The 17,545-nt window shown below is 74.4% G+C and carries 18 protein-coding genes and 1 pseudogene; 8 read left to right on the forward strand and 11 right to left on the reverse strand.

What is annotated here, in order from left to right:
- Positions 1-96: 96 nt before the first annotated feature.
- Entirely contained in the window at positions 97-1,407 is a 1,311-nt protein-coding gene (locus ACGF15_RS26955) for an MFS transporter (RefSeq protein ID WP_392802665.1), read from the reverse strand.
- Positions 1,408-1,498: 91 nt separating this feature from the next.
- On the opposite strand from ACGF15_RS26955, the gene ACGF15_RS26960 reads away from it, so the two are divergent.
- Positions 1,499-2,074 carry a helix-turn-helix domain-containing protein gene (locus ACGF15_RS26960; protein WP_392802668.1) on the forward strand — a complete coding sequence of 192 codons (576 nt, stop codon included), beginning with the start codon at positions 1,499-1,501 and terminating at the stop codon, positions 2,072-2,074.
- A 115-nt stretch (positions 2,075-2,189) separates the two neighbouring features.
- Here the strand turns inward: ACGF15_RS26960 and ACGF15_RS26965 are convergent, their stop codons facing one another.
- On the reverse strand, positions 2,190-2,708 hold the full coding sequence (locus tag ACGF15_RS26965; RefSeq protein WP_362615466.1) for a hypothetical protein: 519 nt from the start codon (positions 2,706-2,708) through the stop codon (positions 2,190-2,192).
- Between the two features lie 118 nt (positions 2,709-2,826).
- Complete coding sequence (locus ACGF15_RS26970; protein WP_392802671.1) at positions 2,827-3,942, reverse strand: magnesium and cobalt transport protein CorA; 1,116 nt, start codon at positions 3,940-3,942, stop codon at positions 2,827-2,829.
- A 471-nt stretch (positions 3,943-4,413) separates the two neighbouring features.
- Here ACGF15_RS26970 and ACGF15_RS26975 point away from each other — a divergent pair, with 471 nt between their 5' ends.
- Positions 4,414-5,004 (forward strand): suppressor of fused domain protein, encoded by a 591-nt coding sequence (locus ACGF15_RS26975; protein ID WP_392802674.1) that lies wholly within the window; start codon positions 4,414-4,416, stop codon positions 5,002-5,004.
- 54 nt (positions 5,005-5,058) lie between these two features.
- On the opposite strand, the pseudogene ACGF15_RS26980 reads toward ACGF15_RS26975, so the two are convergent.
- Positions 5,059-6,359 (reverse strand): annotated as a pseudogene (locus ACGF15_RS26980) (MFS transporter).
- A 213-nt stretch (positions 6,360-6,572) separates the two neighbouring features.
- Between ACGF15_RS26980 and ACGF15_RS26985 the strand changes: the two are divergent.
- The 3 genes from ACGF15_RS26985 (at position 6,573) to ACGF15_RS26995 (ending at position 8,986) form a co-directional block, all read left to right on the forward strand.
- A complete protein-coding gene (locus tag ACGF15_RS26985) occupies positions 6,573-7,211 on the forward strand; it encodes a DUF6758 family protein (RefSeq protein ID WP_345612805.1) in 639 nt (212 codons plus the stop codon).
- A 177-nt stretch (positions 7,212-7,388) separates the two neighbouring features.
- A complete protein-coding gene (locus ACGF15_RS26990; protein ID WP_345612807.1) occupies positions 7,389-8,255 on the forward strand; it encodes a PHP domain-containing protein in 867 nt (288 codons plus the stop codon).
- Between the two features lie 125 nt (positions 8,256-8,380).
- On the forward strand, positions 8,381-8,986 hold the full coding sequence (locus tag ACGF15_RS26995; RefSeq protein WP_256524667.1) for a MarC family protein: 606 nt from the start codon (positions 8,381-8,383) through the stop codon (positions 8,984-8,986).
- Positions 8,987-9,064: 78 nt separating this feature from the next.
- On the opposite strand, the gene ACGF15_RS27000 is transcribed toward ACGF15_RS26995, so the two are convergent.
- Positions 9,065-9,202: a hypothetical protein gene (locus ACGF15_RS27000; protein ID WP_345613275.1), complete on the reverse strand. Its 138-nt coding sequence runs from the start codon at positions 9,200-9,202 to the stop codon at positions 9,065-9,067.
- Between the two features lie 193 nt (positions 9,203-9,395).
- On the opposite strand from ACGF15_RS27000, the gene ACGF15_RS27005 reads away from it, so the two are divergent.
- Positions 9,396-10,310 carry an NYN domain-containing protein gene (locus tag ACGF15_RS27005; protein ID WP_345612811.1) on the forward strand — a complete coding sequence of 305 codons (915 nt, stop codon included), beginning with the start codon at positions 9,396-9,398 and terminating at the stop codon, positions 10,308-10,310.
- Positions 10,311-10,350: 40 nt separating this feature from the next.
- Here ACGF15_RS27005 and ACGF15_RS27010 read toward each other — a convergent pair whose 3' ends face one another.
- Together ACGF15_RS27010 and ACGF15_RS27015 are read right to left on the reverse strand one after the other, a co-directional pair.
- On the reverse strand, positions 10,351-11,208 hold the full coding sequence (locus ACGF15_RS27010) for an alpha/beta fold hydrolase (RefSeq protein WP_392802679.1): 858 nt from the start codon (positions 11,206-11,208) through the stop codon (positions 10,351-10,353).
- A 128-nt stretch (positions 11,209-11,336) separates the two neighbouring features.
- Complete coding sequence (locus tag ACGF15_RS27015; RefSeq protein WP_392802682.1) at positions 11,337-13,187, reverse strand: DEAD/DEAH box helicase; 1,851 nt, start codon at positions 13,185-13,187, stop codon at positions 11,337-11,339.
- 474 nt (positions 13,188-13,661) lie between these two features.
- On the opposite strand from ACGF15_RS27015, the gene ACGF15_RS27020 reads away from it, so the two are divergent.
- Positions 13,662-14,387 (forward strand): ferritin-like fold-containing protein, encoded by a 726-nt coding sequence (locus tag ACGF15_RS27020; protein ID WP_345612817.1) that lies wholly within the window; start codon positions 13,662-13,664, stop codon positions 14,385-14,387.
- 95 nt (positions 14,388-14,482) lie between these two features.
- Here the strand turns inward: ACGF15_RS27020 and ACGF15_RS27025 are convergent, their stop codons facing one another.
- From ACGF15_RS27025 to ACGF15_RS27040, 4 genes are all read right to left on the reverse strand, one after another.
- The gene (locus ACGF15_RS27025) at positions 14,483-14,758 is read right to left on the reverse strand and encodes a hypothetical protein (RefSeq protein ID WP_256524663.1); all 276 of its coding nucleotides are present in this window, start codon (positions 14,756-14,758) and stop codon (positions 14,483-14,485) included.
- Between the two features lie 251 nt (positions 14,759-15,009).
- The gene (locus ACGF15_RS27030) at positions 15,010-15,237 is read right to left on the reverse strand and encodes a DUF3107 domain-containing protein (RefSeq protein WP_345612820.1); all 228 of its coding nucleotides are present in this window, start codon (positions 15,235-15,237) and stop codon (positions 15,010-15,012) included.
- A gap of 118 nt (positions 15,238-15,355) precedes the next feature.
- Positions 15,356-15,997, reverse strand: coding sequence for a TetR/AcrR family transcriptional regulator (locus ACGF15_RS27035; protein ID WP_345612822.1), 642 nt, complete (start codon positions 15,995-15,997; stop codon positions 15,356-15,358).
- 220 nt (positions 15,998-16,217) lie between these two features.
- Positions 16,218-16,436 carry a hypothetical protein gene (locus ACGF15_RS27040; protein WP_256524660.1) on the reverse strand — a complete coding sequence of 73 codons (219 nt, stop codon included), beginning with the start codon at positions 16,434-16,436 and terminating at the stop codon, positions 16,218-16,220.
- A 138-nt stretch (positions 16,437-16,574) separates the two neighbouring features.
- Here ACGF15_RS27040 and ACGF15_RS27045 point away from each other — a divergent pair, with 138 nt between their 5' ends.
- Positions 16,575-17,537: an alpha/beta hydrolase gene (locus tag ACGF15_RS27045; protein ID WP_345612824.1), complete on the forward strand. Its 963-nt coding sequence runs from the start codon at positions 16,575-16,577 to the stop codon at positions 17,535-17,537.
- Positions 17,538-17,545 lie beyond the last annotated feature (8 nt).

Raw genomic sequence — 17,545 nt, forward strand, 5'->3', positions numbered from 1 at the left:
TCGCGGAGGGGCCCGCCGCGGCCTTTCCCCTGCGAAGGCAGCGCACCCGGCCCCTGCGAAGGCAGCGCACCCCGGCCCTTCCTCCGGGCGCCGCGCTCAGCTCTGCGGCGCCTTTCGGGCCCCGGCGGCCCCGGCGTGCGGCGGACGGTCCTCCCCCTCGGCGGTGCGCACCGCCCGGGCCTGCCGGGCGCGGTCGAGGAGGATCAGGGGGACGGCGGCCGCCGCCAGCGCGGCCCCGATCAGGCAGACGGCGGTGAGGGCCGCGCCCCGGGCGAGGGCGGACGCGGCGAGCACGGGGGTGAGGCTGATGCCCAGCTGGAACGCCGAGACCGTGGTGGCCCCGGCGAGCGCGGGTGCGTCCGCCGCGATGGCGAAGACCCGTGCGTAGACCGCGGGGTTGAGCACGAACGCGGCGATGCCGAGCAGGAGGACCACGGGCACCGCGGCCCACACCCGGTGGAGGGCGACGGCCATCAGGGCCGACAGGAGCACGACCGCCGAAGCGCCGGTCAGGAGTGCCAGGTGGGGGCGCCGGTCGGAGATCCGGCCGCCGACGGCCAGGCCGGCGAAGGCACCGGCCCCGAAGAGCGCCAGGACGGCCGGGACCCACACCCGGGGCAGGGCGGTGACCTCGGTGAGCAGGGCCGCCAGGTAGTTGAAGGTGATCATGTACGCCGCGGTGGTGAGGATCGTGATCGCGTAGACGCCCCACAGCGCCGGCCGCCGCATCGCGGAGAGCTCCCGCGCCAGGCTCGGTGCGGCGGACCTGCCGGAGCCGCCGCGCCGGGGGAGACCCAGCAGGCAGCCGGCGATCCCGGCGCCGGTGAGCGCCACGACGCCCCAGAAGCCGCCGCGCCACTCGGTGACATGGCCGAGCAGGGTGCCCGCGGGCCCCCCGGCGACCATGGCCATGCTCAGGCCGCTGACCACCACGCCGGAGGCGCGTGCGGTGCGCTCCGGCGGCACCAGGCCGATCGCCGTCACCGACGCGACCGCGAAGAAGCCCGCGTAGGCGAGCCCCGCGACCACCCGGGTGACCAGCAGGACCCGGTAGTCGCCCAGCAGCCCCGCGGCCACGGCGAGGGCGAACACGCCCTGTGTCACGACCAGCGCCGTGCGGCGGGGCCAGCGCAGGCTGAGCACGGCGAAGGGCGGACCGCCGACCACGACCCCCAGCGCGAAGGCGGTGATCAGGAACCCGGCCGAGGACAGGCTGACACCGAGATCGTCGGCGGCCTCGGGCAGCACACCCGCCATCAGGAACTCCGCCGTGCCCATCGCGAACAGGCTGAAGCCCAGCAGGTACACCCCGGCGGGCAGCCTTCTCGGCGGTGGGGCGGGAGCCGGGCCCGCTGCGGTCCTCGGGCCGGCTCCGATGGCATCCGTTGTTGCGTCCACTGCTTCCATGGGCGACACCTCCACCGGGAGCATCGTGAGGGAGAGGCCGTTCCGGCAAAAAATCTTGCTGATTCAGGGATGTCCTGCTTCGCTGCGCGCCATGGACCAGCAACCGAGCGTGGACGCCGTGATCGAGCAGATAGCCCCCCGGCTGCGGCACGCCCGTGAGAAGAAGGGCGTGACCCTCGCCCGCCTCGCCCGGGCCACGGGTATCTCGACGAGCACCCTCTCCCGGCTGGAGTCGGGAATGCGCAAGCCGAGCCTGGAGCTGGTGCTGCCGATCACGGCGGCGCTGGGCGTCCCCCTCGGCGACATCGTCGCGGCGCCCCGGACGCAACCGCCCCTCCCGTCCGCCCCCGCGGGAGGCGAGGGCCGGCTGCTGATCCCGCTCGCGCGCCGGGGCGGCGGACCGCGTGCCGAGAAGATGGTCATCCCGGTGCACGACGGCCGGCCGCACCTGCGCACCCACGAAGGGCAAGCGTGGGTCTACGTCCTGACCGGGCGGCTCCGGGTGCGCCTGGGGGAGCGCGACTTCACCATGAGCCCGGGCGAGGCCGCCGAGTTCGACTGCCGGGTGCCGCACTGGTTCGGGGCCGCGGGGCGCGGCGGTGCGGAGGTGCTGAGCCTCTTCGGCAGCCGCGGGGAGCGCATACGGCTGCGCACTCCCCGGAGCTGACGCTCCGGGCGACGGTGCGGACACCGTGCCGTGTCCCGCTGCCGCGGTCCCGCCGTCCCGCGCACCGTGGACGGCGCACTGCGGACGGCGCACCGCCGACGGCGGGACCGCCCGCTCAGCGGCGGCGGCCGCGGCGTCCCAGCAGCAGCTTCGGCAGCGCGGCGGGGACGGGGCGCCGGGTGACCGCCGGGCTCGGCAGCGGCGCCGCGTCGAGGGGCCCGTCGGACAGCTCGGTGACGGCCGCGCCCCGGGGTTCGAGCCGCAGCACCCGGCACTCGCGGGCCCAGCGCTCCGCCATGCCCTCCGCGTCCGTCGCGTTGAGGCGCTTGCCCCGCAGCTCGGCCACGGCCGCGTCCCAGGCCGGGGTGCCCGGCTCCAGCCGCCGTACGGAGGCCGTCCACTGCACGAGCCGGCCGCCCTTGTCCTTGCTGCGCACGGTGACCTCGGCGGTGCCGCCGTCGGCCAGCCCAGGCAGCGGCTGCTCGCCGGGACCGTCGCCGACGACGTGGACGGCGCCCTCGTGCCACACGTGCCACAGCGCGCGGGCGGGGACGCCGTCGCCGCGTACCCAGAGCAGCCCGGACTTCTTCGCGGACTCCTCGACGAGCGCCTGGCCGAGCCGTTGCGTTGTCATACGGGGCAGCCTACCGAGCGGCCCGGGGGCGGGCCGGGGGCCTCGTCGTGGCCCGGGCCGGAGGTGCGCCGGCCGGGCCCGCGCCCTCCGGCCCGGGCCGCCGGGCCGTGGCCGGTGCCTAGAGCCAGCCGTTGCGCTTGAGCGTGCGGTGGATGGCGAAGCAGGCCACCGCGATACCGGTGAGCACCGCGGGGTACCCGAAGCGCCACTCCAGCTCGGGCATGTGCGTGAAGTTCATGCCGTAGATCCCGCAGACGGCGGTCGGCACGGCGATGATGGCCGCCCACGAGGTGATCTTGCGCATGTCCTCGTTCTGGGCCACCGTCGCCTGGGCCAGGTTGGCCTGGAGGATGGAGTTGAGCAGCTCGTCGAAGCCGATGACCTCCTCCTGGACCCGTGCGAGGTGGTCGGCGACGTCGCGGAAGTACTTCTGGATGTCCGGGTCGACCAGCCGCATGGGCCGCTCGCTGAGCAGCTGCATCGGCCGCAGCAGCGGCGAGACGGCCCGCTTGAACTGGAGCACCTCGCGCTTGAGCTGGTAGATCCGCCCGGCGTCGCTGCCCCGCGGGCTGCCCTTCGCGGGGGCGGAGAAGACGTCGATCTCCACCTCGTCGATGTCGTCCTGCACGGCCGAGGCCACCGCGATGTACCCGTCGACCACGTGGTCGGCGATGGCGTGCAGCACCGCCGAGGGCCCCTTGGCGAGCAGTTCGGCGTCCTTCTGGAGGCCGTGGCGGAGGGCGCGCAGCGAGCCCTTGCCGCCGTGCCGCACGGTGATGACGAAGTCCCGGCCGGTGAACACCATCACCTCGCCGGTCTCCACCACCTCGCTGGTCGCGGTCAGTTCGGCGTGGTCGACGTAATGGATGGTCTTGAAGACGGTGAACAGGGTGTCGTCGTAGCGCTCCAGCTTCGGCCGCTGGTGGGCGTGGACGGCGTCCTCCACCGCGAGGGGGTGCAGGCCGAACTCGGCGGCGATGCCGGCGAACTCCTGCTCGGTCGGCTCGTGCAGTCCGATCCAGGCGAAGCCGCCGCCCTCGCGGACGCGCAGCATCGCCTCGTGCGGGGTCTGGCAGCCTCCGCCCTCCAGGCGCCTGCCGTCGCGGTACACCGCGCAGTCCACGACGGCGGTCGAGGCGGAGGGGTCGCGGGTGGTGTCGTAGGCGTGGAAGCTGGTGCGGTTCCTGCGCAGGGAGGGGCGCACGACGGCGCGGAGGTCGCGGATCATCGACATGGCTGGCTCCTTCACGGAGAGGCCGTCGGCGACAGGCGTGGCGCAGCCCGGAACGGGGACGTGGACACACGTCCGCAAAGCGGGCGGCACCGCGGGGAGCGCGGTGACGGCGATTCGCTGCAGACAAAGAGAGACGTGGTGCTCTTCCGTCGTGCGGCACGCCGTGCGACCCGTGGGGGAGGACCCGGGGACGCGGTGCTCAGCGGTGCGCCGGGATCAGGCGGCGTACAGGAGGACGGGCCGTGCGGAAGAGCTGCCGGTACTGCACGATCGACTTCGGTCCATCGCAGCCCCACCTCCTCCTGCCGGTCCCCCGTGGGGGATGACGTGTCGTCGGGACCGGAGCAGGGCTCCTGCGGCGGCCGCGGGGAGGAGTCCCTGCAAGCCGTCCCGACCAGCGCTTCACAGTATCAGCCGCTCGCGGGCCAATCCCTGTGTTTGCCCGTTCCTTACGCGTTTTATGCTCACTCCATGGAAGAAGTTCTCGCTCTCGTCGAAGCACGGCTCCGCGGCACGCTCGGGGAGCCCGACGCCCGCGCGGCGGTCACCTTCCTCGGCACCGACCGGATCGAGGTGCTGCGCTTCGCCGACGAGGCCGGGGGGATCGTGCGCTACGCCACCCTCGGCATGGCGGGCTCGCCGATGGCGGACCCCACCGCGGCCTTCGCCGACCCCCACAAGGGCCCCCGGGCCGAGCTGCTGCTCTCGGTCCGGGCGGGGCGGGCCGAGACCGACGGGGTGCTGCGGCCGCTCGCCGTGCTGGCCGCCTCCCCCCAGGTCGAGGGCGTCGTGGTGGTGCCCGGAGCCTCGCTCGACGTGGGCGAACCCCTGTGGCCGGGCGCGCCGTTCACTTCGGTGCTGGTCGCCGAGCCCGGCGGCCTGGTGGAGGACCTCGACCTGGACGAGCCCATGGAGCCGGTGCGGTTCCTGCCGCTGCTGCCGATGACCTCCAACGAGGCGGCGTGGAAGCGGGTGCACGGCGCGGCGGCCCTCCAGGAGCGCTGGCTGACACACGGTACGGACCTGCGCGACCCGGTGCGCCGCTCGGTGCCCCTGGACTGAGCCCGTGGGCGGCCACCGGACCGGTGCGGCCCGCCCGGGAGCGCCGCGCCGTCGTCAGTCGGTGAGGGCCGCCGTGCCGTCGCGGGTGCTCCCGCCCGGCTCCGGGCGTCCGGCCCGCGGGGTGAGAAGTCCGCGCCGGGCCCGGACGATGGCCGCCCCCGCCACCGCGGCCGCGCCGGCGACCAGGAACGGCATCCTCGTCCCGCCGCTCCACTCCTCGATCCGGGGCGCCAGGTAGGGGGCGGCCGCCGCGGCGAACCAGCGCACGAAGTTGTACCCGGCTCCGGCCACCGCCCGGGGCGCGTCGGACACGTCGAGCGCCAGCTCCGTGAAGACGGTGTTGGCCACCCCGATGAGGGCGCCGGAGAGCACCGTGCAGAACACGGCCGTGCGGTGCCCGCCGTACCCGAGCGCCGCCACGTCGGCGGCCAGCATCAGCAGGGCGGCGCAGAGGACCGGCGGCGAGCCGAAGCGCGACTGCAGGCGCGGGGCGACGACTACCGAGAACAGGGCGAGCAGCACGCCCCAGGCGAAGAAGACGCCGCCCGCCCGGTAGGGCGTCAGGTCGAGGACGAAGGGCGCGAAGGCGAGCACGGTGAAGAAGGCGTAGTAGTAGAAGAAGGCCGCGGCCGCGGTGGAGGCGAGCCCGCGGTGCCCCAGCGCCCGGAGAGGGTCGAGCACCGAGACGGGGCGTGCCGGCCTCGGCTGCTCCCGCAGGAACGCGGCGATGCACAGAAGCCGACCGCCATCAGCAGGGCCGTGCCGAAGAAGGGGTAGCGCCAGCTCGCCTCGCCCAGGACGGCGCCGAGCAGCGGGCCGCAGGCCATGCCGAGGCCCAGCGCCGACTCGTAGAGCAGGATCGCCGCGGCGCTGCCCCCGCTCGCCGCGCCCACGATGACGGCCAGCGCGGTGGAGACGAACAGGGCGTTGCCCAGCCCCCAGCCCGCGCGGAACCCCACCAGCTCGCCCACCGAGGACGAGGTTCCCGACAGCGTGGCGAAGACGACCACCAGGGCGAGCCCGGCCAGCAGGGTGCGCCGGCCGCCGAGGCGGCTGGAGACGGCGCCGGTCACCGGCATGGCGCAGGCGGTGATCAGGAAGTACGAGGTGAACAGCAGGGAGACCTGGCTCGGTGTGGCCCTCAGCCCGTCGGCGATCGAGGGCAGGATCGGGTCGACCAGTCCGATCCCCATGAAGGCGACGACGGACGCGCCGGCCGTGGCCCAGACCGCCTTCGGCTGGCGCAGGATGCCGCGGGCCGCCTCGCGTTCCGTCTCGCCGGGTGCCGCCTCCCCGGCCGGGGCCCCGACCGCCGGGCCGTCGGCGCGGGAGCCCGCGCGGTCCTCTGCCTGCATGGAGTCGCCCCTCCGTGTCCTCGTCCCCGTCCGTGCCCGGGTGCGTCCTGCGCCGGGGCGTGCGTGCCCGCGTCGCCGCCGGGGTGGTGCCCGCCCACAGTATTTTAGAGAGGCTAACTACTGCAATATGCATGCATGTTTCCAGGCGGAGGCACGCTCCGGACGGGTGATCGTCCTTGACGCGGCGTCGGCGGGGGAGGACCGTGGTTCCCTATGAGGGGCGAACCCAGTTGCCCGAAGTGCGGTGGCCGGGTGAGGGCGCCCGGTCTCTTTGCCGACTCCTGGCAGTGCGATGTGCACGGGGCCGTGTATCCGCTGCAGCCGGTGATCCCGCCCAGTGTCGAGGCCCTCGGCGTCGTCGTGCACCGCGCCCGGATCCCGGTGTGGATGCCGTGGCCGCTCCCGGTCGGCTGGCTGTTCACCGGCGTCGCCCATGCCGGGGACGACCGCAGCGGGGGGCGTGCCACCGCGGTCGCCTGCTCCGGCCCCGGCCCCCTCGGCGGGATCGGTGAACTGCTGCTGGTCGCCGAGGAACTGGGGGTGGGGCTGGGCGCGCGCTACGCGGGCATCGACGGCCCCGATCCCGGCGCGCGCCTGAAGGTCGACGGCGCCCCGCAGGCCAAGGTCCTCGCCGCGGGACGCCCCACACCGCTGTGGCAGGTCGAGGACGTCCCGGCGGACCGCGCGGTCTTCGCCGGCGAGGCGCGCGGCCTGTGGCTGTGGGCCGTGGTCTGGCCCGAGCAGTCCGGACTGCTGCTCTACGACGAGCTGGTGCTCACCGATCTGCGCGATGCCGGTGCGGAGATCGAGCTGCTGCCCTGCGGCGCGCTCTCGCCCCGCCTGATTCCGTAGGCCCCGCCGCCTCCGGGCCGAGGGCTGCGGGGAGCGGTGCGCCGACGAGCCCTCGGTAAGGGGCGCGTTGGCAGGTGTGGCGTTACCCTCATCGGCCTGCCCGGCGGAGTCCGGGGCTCCGTGCGGCGGTTATCCTGAAGCGTCCCCGTCCGCCCCGAGCCCCTGGAGTACCGCGTCGTGCGCATCGACCTGCACACCCACTCCACCGCCTCGGACGGCACGGACACCCCGGCCGGGCTGGTCCGCAACGCCGCCGCGGCCGGGCTGGACGTCGTCGCGCTCACCGACCACGACACCACGCGGGGCCACGCGGAGGCCGCGGCCGCCCTGCCCGCCGGGCTGACCCTGGTGACGGGCGCCGAACTCTCCTGCCGCCTCGACGGGGTGGGCCTGCATCTGCTGGGGTACCTCTTCGACCCGGAGGAGCCCGAGCTGCTGCACCGGCGCGAACTGGTCCGGGACGACCGCGTCCCCCGGGCCCGCGCCATGGTCGCCCGCCTGCGGGAGCTGGACGTGCCCGTCACCTGGGAGCAGGTGGCGCGGATCGCGGGCGAGGGGTCCGTCGGCCGGCCGCACATCGCCGAGGCCCTCGTCGAACTCGGCGTGGTCTCCTCGGTCTCGGACGCCTTCACCCCGGCATGGCTCGCCGACGGCGGCCGGGCCCACGTGGAGAAGTACGAGCTCGACCCGTTCACCGCGATCAGCCTGGTGAAGGCCGCGGGCGGTGTCACCGTCCTCGCCCACCCGCTGGCGGTCAAGCGCGGCCGCACGGTGCCCGAGGAGGCCCTCGCGGCCCTGGCAGCCCACGGCCTCGACGGCGTCGAGGTGGACCACATGGACCACGACGCCGCCGCCCGGACCAGGCTCCGGGGCCTCGCGGCCGACCTCGGGCTGCTGGTCACGGGCTCCAGCGACTACCACGGCAGCCGCAAGACCTGCGCCCTCGGCGAGTACACCACCGACCCCGAGATCTACGGGGAGATCACCCGGCGCGCGAGCGGTGCGTTCCCCGTGCCGGGCGCCGGCGGAGCACCGCGCCGGTAGCACCGCTCCCCCCCGTCCTCCTCCTCCGCGCTCCCGGGGCACGCCCGCCCCGGCAGCACCGCGCGCGGCGTGCCCCGGCGCGCCGCCGCCCCGGACAACACCCCTTCCTCACGCAAGGCCCTCACGTGTTCGACGCCGCCGTCTTCGGCTCCCTGTTCCTGACCCTCTTCGTCATCATGGATCCCCCCGGGGTCACGCCGATCTTCCTGGCGCTCACCTCCGGCCGCGCCGCCAAGGTCCAGCGGCGCATGGCCTGGCAGGCCGTGGCCGTCGCCTTCGGTGTGATCACCGTCTTCGGCATCCTCGGCCAGCAGATCCTCGACTACCTCCACGTCTCCGTCCCGGCCCTGATGATCGCCGGAGGTCTGCTCCTGCTGCTGATCGCCCTCGACCTGCTCACCGGCAAGACCGACGAGCCCCAGCAGACCAAGGACGTCAACGTCGCCCTCGTCCCGCTCGGCATGCCGCTGCTCGCCGGCCCCGGGGCCATCGTCTCGGTGATCCTCGCCGTGCAGCACGCGGACACCGCCGGCGAGCAGGTCTCGGTCTGGGCGGCGATCGCCGCGATGCACGTGGTGCTGTGGCTGGCGATGCGCTACTCGCTGGTCATCATCCGCGTGATCAAGGACGGCGGAGTGGTCCTGGTGACCCGGCTCGCGGGGATGATGCTCTCCGCCATCGCCGTGCAGCAGATCATCAACGGCGTCACCCAGGTCGTCCGGGGCGCCTGACCCCGGACGCCCCGCACGCGCGGCGCCCCCGTACGGAACGTTCCGTACGGGGGCGCCGCGCGTGCGGATGGGCGAGGGCTACGAAGCCGAGGTCTCGGCGGGCCGGATGAGGATGCGCTGGCCGGTCGAGGCGGCCTGCTGCACGATCCGGTTGACGGAGGCGGCGTCCACGACAGTGCTGTCGACAGCGCTGCCGTCGACGTCGTCCAGTCGCATGATCTCGAAGCGCAACGGCTTCTCCCTTCGTCGTGATCCTCCTGTGCGGAGAACTGCTGACAGACGGAATTCTCCGTCCGTGTCCAGGTCTCTACAACGCGATGCATCCTGCAAACATTCCCTACGCTAAGGAAATTTTTCGGACGCCTAACTACTAGCGGGTAGCGTCCCGGGCGCGGAGAATGGGGCCGGTATGAACGACGACGCCCGCAGTATCAGCACCGACACCGCCGAACTCGCCGCCCGCCTGGAGCACACCGATGAGCTCCTGCGGCGCATGCTCGTCGAGGTCGCCAGAAGTCCCTCGACACATGCCATCTTCGTGGACGCCGGTTACGTCCATGCTTCGGCCGGGTTGCTGGTCGCCGGTACCGAGGACCGGCGCGCATGCGACCTGGACGCCGGCGGCCTGATCGAGGCCCTCATCGACACCGCGCGCGGCGTCTTCGGCGACAGCCGCCTGCTGCGCGTCTACTGGTACGACGGCGCACGGCGCCGCGTCCACACCCCCGAGCAGCAGGCCATCGCCGAACTCCCGGACGTCAAGGTCCGCCTCGGCAACCTCAACGCCAACAACCAGCAGAAGGGCGTGGACTCCCTCATCCGCGGCGACCTGGAGTCCCTCGCCCGCCACCGGGCCATCAGCGACGCGGCCCTGGTCGGCGGCGACGAGGACCTCGTCCCGGCGGTCGAGGCGGCCCAGGGCTACGGTGTGCGGGTCCACCTGTGGGGCATCGAGGCCGCCGAGGGCCGCAACCAGGCCGACCCGCTGTGCTGGGAGGCCGACAGCCGCCGCGTCCTGGACGCCGACTTCTGCCGCCCGTACGTCAGCAGGCGCCCCGTGACCACCCTGGAGACCGAGGGCCCCCCGCCCTCGCGCGAGGAGGTGCGGACCACCGGCGCGAGGATCGCGGCGGCCTGGGCCGCCGAGCGGGACGCCGCGGAGCTGTCCGCGCTGCTCCCCGGGCACCCCTATCTGCCGGGCCCCGTCGACCAGGAGCTCCTCGTCGAGGCGGAGCGGCTGCTCGGGAGTTCCCTGCGCGGTCAGGGAATGCTGCGCCGGGCGCTGCGGGACGGCTTCTGGGGGAGCCTCCAGTCCGCCCTCTGAGCATCCCGGGGGCGGCCCTCCGCGGCCTTGCGGACGGCCGTCAGCACCCCTCCCAGAAGCGCACCAGCGCCCGCGCCGTCTCCTCGGGGCGGTCCGTGTTGGGGGAGTGCCCCGCGCCGTCGACCACCGTGCGCGCCGCCTTCAGCCGGAGGGCCATGTCGTCGAGCAGCCCGATCGGCCAGGTGTCGTCCTCGTCACCCGAGAGCACGTGCAGTGCCAGCCCGACCGCCGCCAGCTCCTGAGTGCGGTCGGGCTCGCTGCGCAGCTGGCGCCCCGTGGCCAGGAGCTGCGCCGGGCTGTGGAGCAGCCAGCGCCGCCGCAGGTCCTCGCGGTCGCCGTCGGTCCCCTCGGCGGCGTCCTCGGGCGCGGAGCCCTCGAAGGTCTGCATCGCCGTCCATACCTCGTCCATCGACATCACGGCCAGGGCGCCGGCGAGCAGCTCGACCTTCTCCTGCTGGGCCGGGCTCACCTCCGCGGGCCCGGAGGACATCAGGGTGAAGCTGGCGAAGGGGGAGGTGTCCCGCAGCACGGCCGCGCGGGAGATCTGCCCGCCCAGCGAGTGCCCGACCAGATGCACCCCCGGGCCGACCGCGGCGGCCTGGGCGAGTACGTCGCTCGCCAACTCCTGCTGGGCGTACGGTTCTTCCCGGTCGGCGGGGCCGCCGGTCTCGTACTGGCCGCGCCCGTCCACCGCGACGGCGCGGAAGCCCGCCCCGGCGAGCGGCGCGAGCAGGGCGATGAAGTCCTCCTTGCTCCCGGTGTACCCCGGGAGCAGCAGTGCGGTCCCCCGCGGCTCCCCCGAGGGGCGCGCGTCGAGGACGGCGAACTCGCCGCGGGAGGTGGCCAGGCGCAGGGAGCGGGCGCAGGACGGCGGAACGAAGGTGGGAGGGCGGCTCATGGCCAGAGGCTAGCGTGCCGGTGCGCCCGGACCGCGGAGCGGGTGCGGGGCCACGGGCCGGAGGGCCGGGGACGGCGAACGCCCCGCCCGGGAGGGGCGGGGCGTTCGCTCGGCGCACTGCCGCGGGCTCAGGCCCCGGTCGCCGGCTCGGCGGCCTCGGGCGCGGTGGCCTTGGCGGCGGTCTTGCGAGTGCGGGTCCGCCGCGGCTTGGCCTCGGCGGCCTCGGCCGCATCCGCGGTCGGAGCGGCCTCCGCCGCCTTGGCGACGGCCTTGCGGGTACGGGTCCGCCGCGGCGTGGCCTCGGCGGCCTCCGGCTCCGCCCCGGTCGCCGGCTGGGCGGCCTCGGGCGCGGTGGCCTTGGCGGCGGTCTTGCGGGTGCGGGTCCGCCGCGGCGTGGCCTCGGCCGCCGGGGCGGTCTCGGCCTCCGGGGCCGCGGAGGGCACCGCGGCCTCGGCGACGGCCTCGGCCGCCCGGGCCCGCCGACGGCGCGGAGCCGCCACGGCGGCCTCGTCCGCCTCCACGGTGATCCCCTCCGCGGGAGCCGCGGCCTCGGCCACGGCCGCGCCCGCCGACGGGGCACCGGACCGGGTGCGACGGCGGCGGCGCGGTGTGCGCGGCTCGGCCGGCTGCTCGCCGCCGCCCTGCTCGGGAACCGTCCCGGCGGCGACCTCGGCGCCGCCCCGGGTGCGCCGCCGCTGCCGCGGCGTGCGGGCCGGGCGCTCCTCGCGGACCGCCGGTCCGGCGGACCGGCGGCCGCGGCCGCCCGTCTCGCCCAGGTCCTCGATCTCCTCCGCCGCGAGCCCGGCGCGGGTGCGCTCCGCCCGGGGCAGGACACCCTTGGTGCCCTCGGGGATGCCCAGCTCCGCGTAGAAGTGCGGCGAGGTGGAGTAGGTCTCGACCGGGTCGTTGAAGTCCAGCTCCAGGGCCTTGTTGATCAGCTGCCAGCGGGGGATGTCGTCCCAGTCGACCAGCGTGATCGCGGTGCCGGAGGCCCCGGCGCGGCCGGTCCGGCCGATGCGGTGCAGATAGGTCTTCTCGTCCTCGGGCGACTGGTAGTTGACGACATGCGTCACACCCTCGACGTCGATGCCCCGCGCGGCCACGTCCGTGCACACCAGCACGTCCACCTTGCCGTTGCGGAAGGCCCTCAGGGCCTGCTCGCGCGCGCCCTGCCCGAGGTCGCCGTGGACGGCGCCGGAGGCGAAGCCGCGGCGGGCGAGCTGGTCGGCGATGTCCGCGGCGGTCCGCTTGGTCCGGCAGAAGATCATCGCCAGCCCCCGGCCCTCGGCCTGGAGGATGCGGGAGACCATCTCCGGCTTGTCCATCGAGTGGGCGCGGTAGACGTGCTGGGCGATGTTGGCGACCGTCGCGCCCTGGTCGTCCGGGGCCGTGGCGCGGATGTGCGTCGGCTGCGACATGTAGCGGCGGGCCAGGCCGATGACCGCACCCGGCATGGTCGCCGAGAAGAGCATGGTCTGGCGGCGTGCCGGGAGCAGCTGGATGATCTTCTCGACGTCGGGCAGGAAGCCGAGGTCGAGCATCTCGTCGGCCTCGTCGAGCACGAGCGCCCGCACATGGGAGAGGTCGAGCTTCTTCTGCCCGGCCAGGTCCAGCAGGCGCCCGGGCGTGCCGACGATCACGTCGACGCCCTTCTTCAGCGCCTCGACCTGGGGCTCGTAGGCCCGGCCGCCGTAGATCGCGAGGACGCGGACGTTGCGCACCTTGCCGGCGGTCAGCAGGTCGTTGGTGACCTGGGTGCACAGCTCGCGGGTGGGGACGACCACCAGCGCCTGCGGCGCGTCGGTGAGCTTCTCGGGTCCGGCGCGGCCGGCCTCGACGTCCGCGGGGACGGTGACGCGCTCCAGCAGCGGCAGGCCGAAACCGAGCGTCTTGCCGGTGCCGGTCTTGGCCTGGCCGATCACGTCGGTGCCGGAGAGCGCGACGGGGAGGGTCAGCTCCTGGATGGGGAACGGGGACACGATGCCGACGGCCTCGAGGGCCTCGGCCGTCTCGGGGAGGATCCCGAGATCCCGGAAAGTCGTGGTCTGCGTAGTCAGGGTGTTGCCTCTTCTGTGAGACGCGGCACGAGGCGAACGATGGGGGTCGTACCGCAGCCGGGTGCAGGGCCGACCCTGGATTGGCCGGACGGTGCGGGACCACTGCCGTCGCTCGAGCGTCATGCCGCTGAGGGCCCCTCATCTGCGACCCGGCGCACGAGTGCACTCGGACCGCGTGGAGGGCGGGCGGGTCGGAGCCGATCGGGCCACCGACCGGGCATCCTCATTCATGAGACGGCCCACCGAGCAGAGGCAGCTGACGCTGATGCTCAGCAGGCGCATTACCACTGTACCCCCAAATCGCGCATCTGTGTTGGACGAATTCCCGACGGATGTGCTGGGGGCATCGCTGACCAGCCCCTTCACCCGCCGGACGGGCGGGCTATTGTGCGCTCCATGGAGAGCCCTGACAACGCCACTGAACACACCGGGATCGCCGCCCAGGACTGGGCCGCGGCCTCCGCCGACCCCCAGTACCGCGCCGCGGTCGTGGACCTCCTCGGCGCCCTCGCCTACGGGGAGCTGGCGGCCTTCGAGCGGCTCGCGGAGGACGCGAAGCTGGCGCCCACGCTCGGCGACAAGGCGGAGCTGGCGAAGATGGCCTCCGCGGAGTTCCACCACTTCGAGCGGCTGCGGGACCGGCTCGCCGCGATCGACACCGAGCCCACCGAGGCGATGGCCCCGTTCGCCCGGGCCCTGGACGACTTCCACCGCCAGACCGCGCCGTCCGACTGGCTGGAGGGCCTGGTCAAGGCCTATGTCGGTGACTCGATCGCCAGCGACTTCTACCGGGAGGTGGCCGCCCGGCTGGACGGCGACACCCGCGCCCTGGTGCTGGCGGTGCTCGACGACACGGGCCACGGCAACTTCGCCGTGGAGAAGGTCCGGGCGGCGATCGAGGCCGACCCGCGCGTCGGCGGCAGGCTCGCCCTCTGGGCCCGGCGGCTCATGGGGGAGGCGCTCTCCCAGGCCCAGCGTGTGGTGGCCGAGCGCGACGCCCTGTCCACGATGCTGGTCGGCGGGGTCGCCGACGGCTTCGACCTCGCGGCCGTGGGGGAGATGTTCTCCCGGATCACCAAGGCGCACACCAAGCGGATGGCGGCGCTGGGTCTCGCCGCCTGAACCACCGGCCGGGCGGCTCCCGCAGGACGCCCCGGCCGCGTGGCCGCCTCGCCTGAAGAACCGCCCGCCGGGCAGGGCTCGGCCGCCGGCCGGACTCAGAAGGGGAAGGCGCGGTGCAGCCGCCGCGCCGACCCTGACGGGCGCACGAGCAGCGAGAGCAGGACGGCGCCGATCGCCGCGGAGCCGATCAGCACGGCCACCGCGTTGCCGGGGCCGACGGCGACATGGGTGACGTAGGCGCCGAAGAGCGTGCCCAGCGTGCCGGTGGTGAAGACCGCACGGCGGGAGGGGAGGCGTTCGGGGAGGCGGCGGGTCGCGGCCCAGGACAGGGCCAGGCCGATCAGGATGGAACCGAGCGCTTCCAGGAGCACGTCAGATCACCTCACGCCGGTGTCGGGCAGGGACGGTCGGTCACTGCCGGTCCTACCCGGGGCGCACCGGCCACAACCCTCTCCCGGCGGACACGGCGCGCCCCTTTCGCCGGAGGCGCGCCGAGCCCGGATCGGGCCGTTTCGAACCGCCCGCCCGGGACCGCGCCGCGGCCCCGTCCGGCCGTCCCCGGGCACGGCGAAGGGGGCCCCGCGGACCGTTCCGCGGGACCCCCTTCGCCGTGTGCCGCGTGCTACAGGGCGCCGAAGCCCACGCGCCGCGCCGCCGCCTCGCCGATCTCGACGTAGGCCAGGCGATCCGACGGGATCAGGACCTTGCGGCCCTTCTCGTCCATGAGGCTGAGCAGCTGCGCCTTGCCGGCCAGCGCATCGGCCACCGCGCGCTCGACCTCCTCGGCGGACTGCCCGCTCTCCAGCACGATCTCCCGGGGTGCGTGCTGCACGCCGATCTTGATCTCCACGGCTATGTCCCTCCGAACGGTCCGTGCGTTGCGCGGTGAACCGCGCCGTACGCAGCACACACTAGCCCGCTGGCCGGGCCCTCCGGCGCCCTGCGCCCACGCCAGGAGCGAACAGCGCTCAGTGCTGCTCGGCGCCCTGCAGCGGGAAGCCCGCGATGCCGCGCCAGGCGAGCGAGGTCAGCAGCTGCACCGCGGTGTCCCGCGGGATCGCGGAGCCGCTGGAGAGCCAGTACCGGGCGACCACCTGCGAGACGCCGCCGAGGCCGACGGCGAGCAGCATCGACTCGTCCTTCGACAGCGCCGTGTCCTCGGCGATGACCTCCGAGATCGCCTCCGCGCACTGGAGCGACACCCGGTCCACGCGCTCGCGCACCGCGGGCTCGTTGGTCAGGTCCGACTCGAAGACCAGCCGGAAGGCGCCGCCCTCGTCCTCGACGTAGGCGAAGTAGGCGTCCATGGTCGCCGCGACGCGCAGCTTGTTGTCGGTCGTCGACGCCAACGCCGTCCGCACCGCCTGCAGCAGCGCCTCGCAGTGCTGGTCCAGCAGGGCCAGGTAGAGATCCAGCTTCCCGGGGAAGTGCTGGTACAGCACGGGCTTGCTGACGCCCGCCCGCTCGGCGATGTCGTCCATGGCGGCGGAGTGGTACCCCTGCGCCACGAAGACCTCCTGGGCCGCGCCCAGGAGCTGGTTCCTGCGGGCTCGGCGCGGCAGGCGGGTGCCCCGCGGGCGCGCCGCCTCTGTCTGCTCGATGGCTGTCACGCCGCCTCCCAGTGTGGTGAACAAGCACAGTCGATCGTTCCGTGTGCGCTGTGCGCCGCGCCCGCCATCGTACTTTTCGGTAATGACCGGGCGCGTGGTGCGGACGCAGAATTTCACGGACCGGACAGCCGTGGAAGCCGCCCGACCGGCGGCCGGGGGACATACCGGCGGTAACCGTGGCGGCCGGAACACCCCGGCCCCCCGTTCGCGGGCGGCCGTCTCACCGGTAGTCGTCCTCGTCGAGCGAGACCACACGGGCCTGCTCGGCCGCGTCCGCCTCGTTCGAGGAGGCGGGGTCGGTGCGGTCGACGGGATCGTCCCGCTCGGAGCGGACCTCGGTGTGCTGCTCCGCGGCGTCCGCCTCCGGCACCTCCGAGTCCTCGGCGGCGGAGTCGCCGTTCTGGGTGAAGGTCTCCGGTTCAGTGGGATCGACTGTCATGCCGCACCGCTCTCCCTGGAATGCGCCCCCATGCCTACGAGCCTAGGAGCTGTGGAACCCGGGCGCTATGCGGTGGGCGTGCGGGCTGTGACGCCCGACACACCGGGCCGGGCGTGATCGTCTCGTAACATTGCCCGCATGTCTTCGACCGAGCTGCCGGGAGCCCCCGCGGTCGGCAGGGCGTCGGCCCCGGATTCCGGGGTCCGCGTCGCCGAGGGGGAGGAGCTGCGCTCCGTCGCCCTGCCCGGCCTGACGCTGAACGTCCGCGCCCGTCCGCCCGCCCCGGCCGGGACGCCCCCCGCGCTCTTCGTGCACGGGCTCGGCGGCTCCTCCCAGAACTGGTCGGCGCTGATGCCGCTGCTGCAGGACGTGCTGGACGGCGAGGCCGTCGACCTGCCCGGCTTCGGCGTCTCCCCGCCGCCCGAGGACGGCGACTACTCGGTCCGGGGCCACGCCCGGTCCGTCGTCCGGCTCCTGGACGCCTCCGGCCGCGGCCCCGTGCACCTGGTCGGCAACTCGCTCGGCGGCGCGGTCTGCACCCGGGTCGCCGCCGTCCGCCCCGACCTGGTGCGCACCCTCACCCTGGTCTCGCCGGCCCTCCCCGAGCTGCGGGTGCAGCGCACCGCCGTCCCGACGGCGCTGCTGGCGATGCCCGGCACGGCCCGGCTCCTGACCCGCGCGACCGCGGGCTGGTCCGCCGAGGAGCGCACCCGGGGGGTGCTCGCCCTCTGCTACGGGGACCCCGGACGGGTGACGGACGAGGCCCTGCGCGACGCCGTCGCCGAGATGGAGCGCAGGATGGGCCTCCCCTATTTCTGGGAGGCGATGTCCAGGTCGGCGCGGGGCCTGGTCGACGCCTACACCCTCGGCGGCCAGCACGGCCTGTGGCGGCAGGCCGAGCGGGTGCTCGCCCCCACCTTGCTCGTCTACGGGCGCAGGGACCGCCTCGTCTCGTACCGTATGGCGCGCAAGGCGGCGGCGGCCTTCCGGGACTCCCGGCTGCTGACGCTCCCGGAGGCCGGGCACGTTGCGATGATGGAGTACCCCGAGGCGGTCGCCCAGGCCGTGCGGGGCCTGCTCGACGACTGCGGTGGGAGCTGATCCGGGGC

It is taken from the genome of Streptomyces sp. NPDC048001, assembly GCF_043203115.1.
Classification (GTDB): domain Bacteria; phylum Actinomycetota; class Actinomycetes; order Streptomycetales; family Streptomycetaceae; genus Streptomyces; species Streptomyces sanyensis.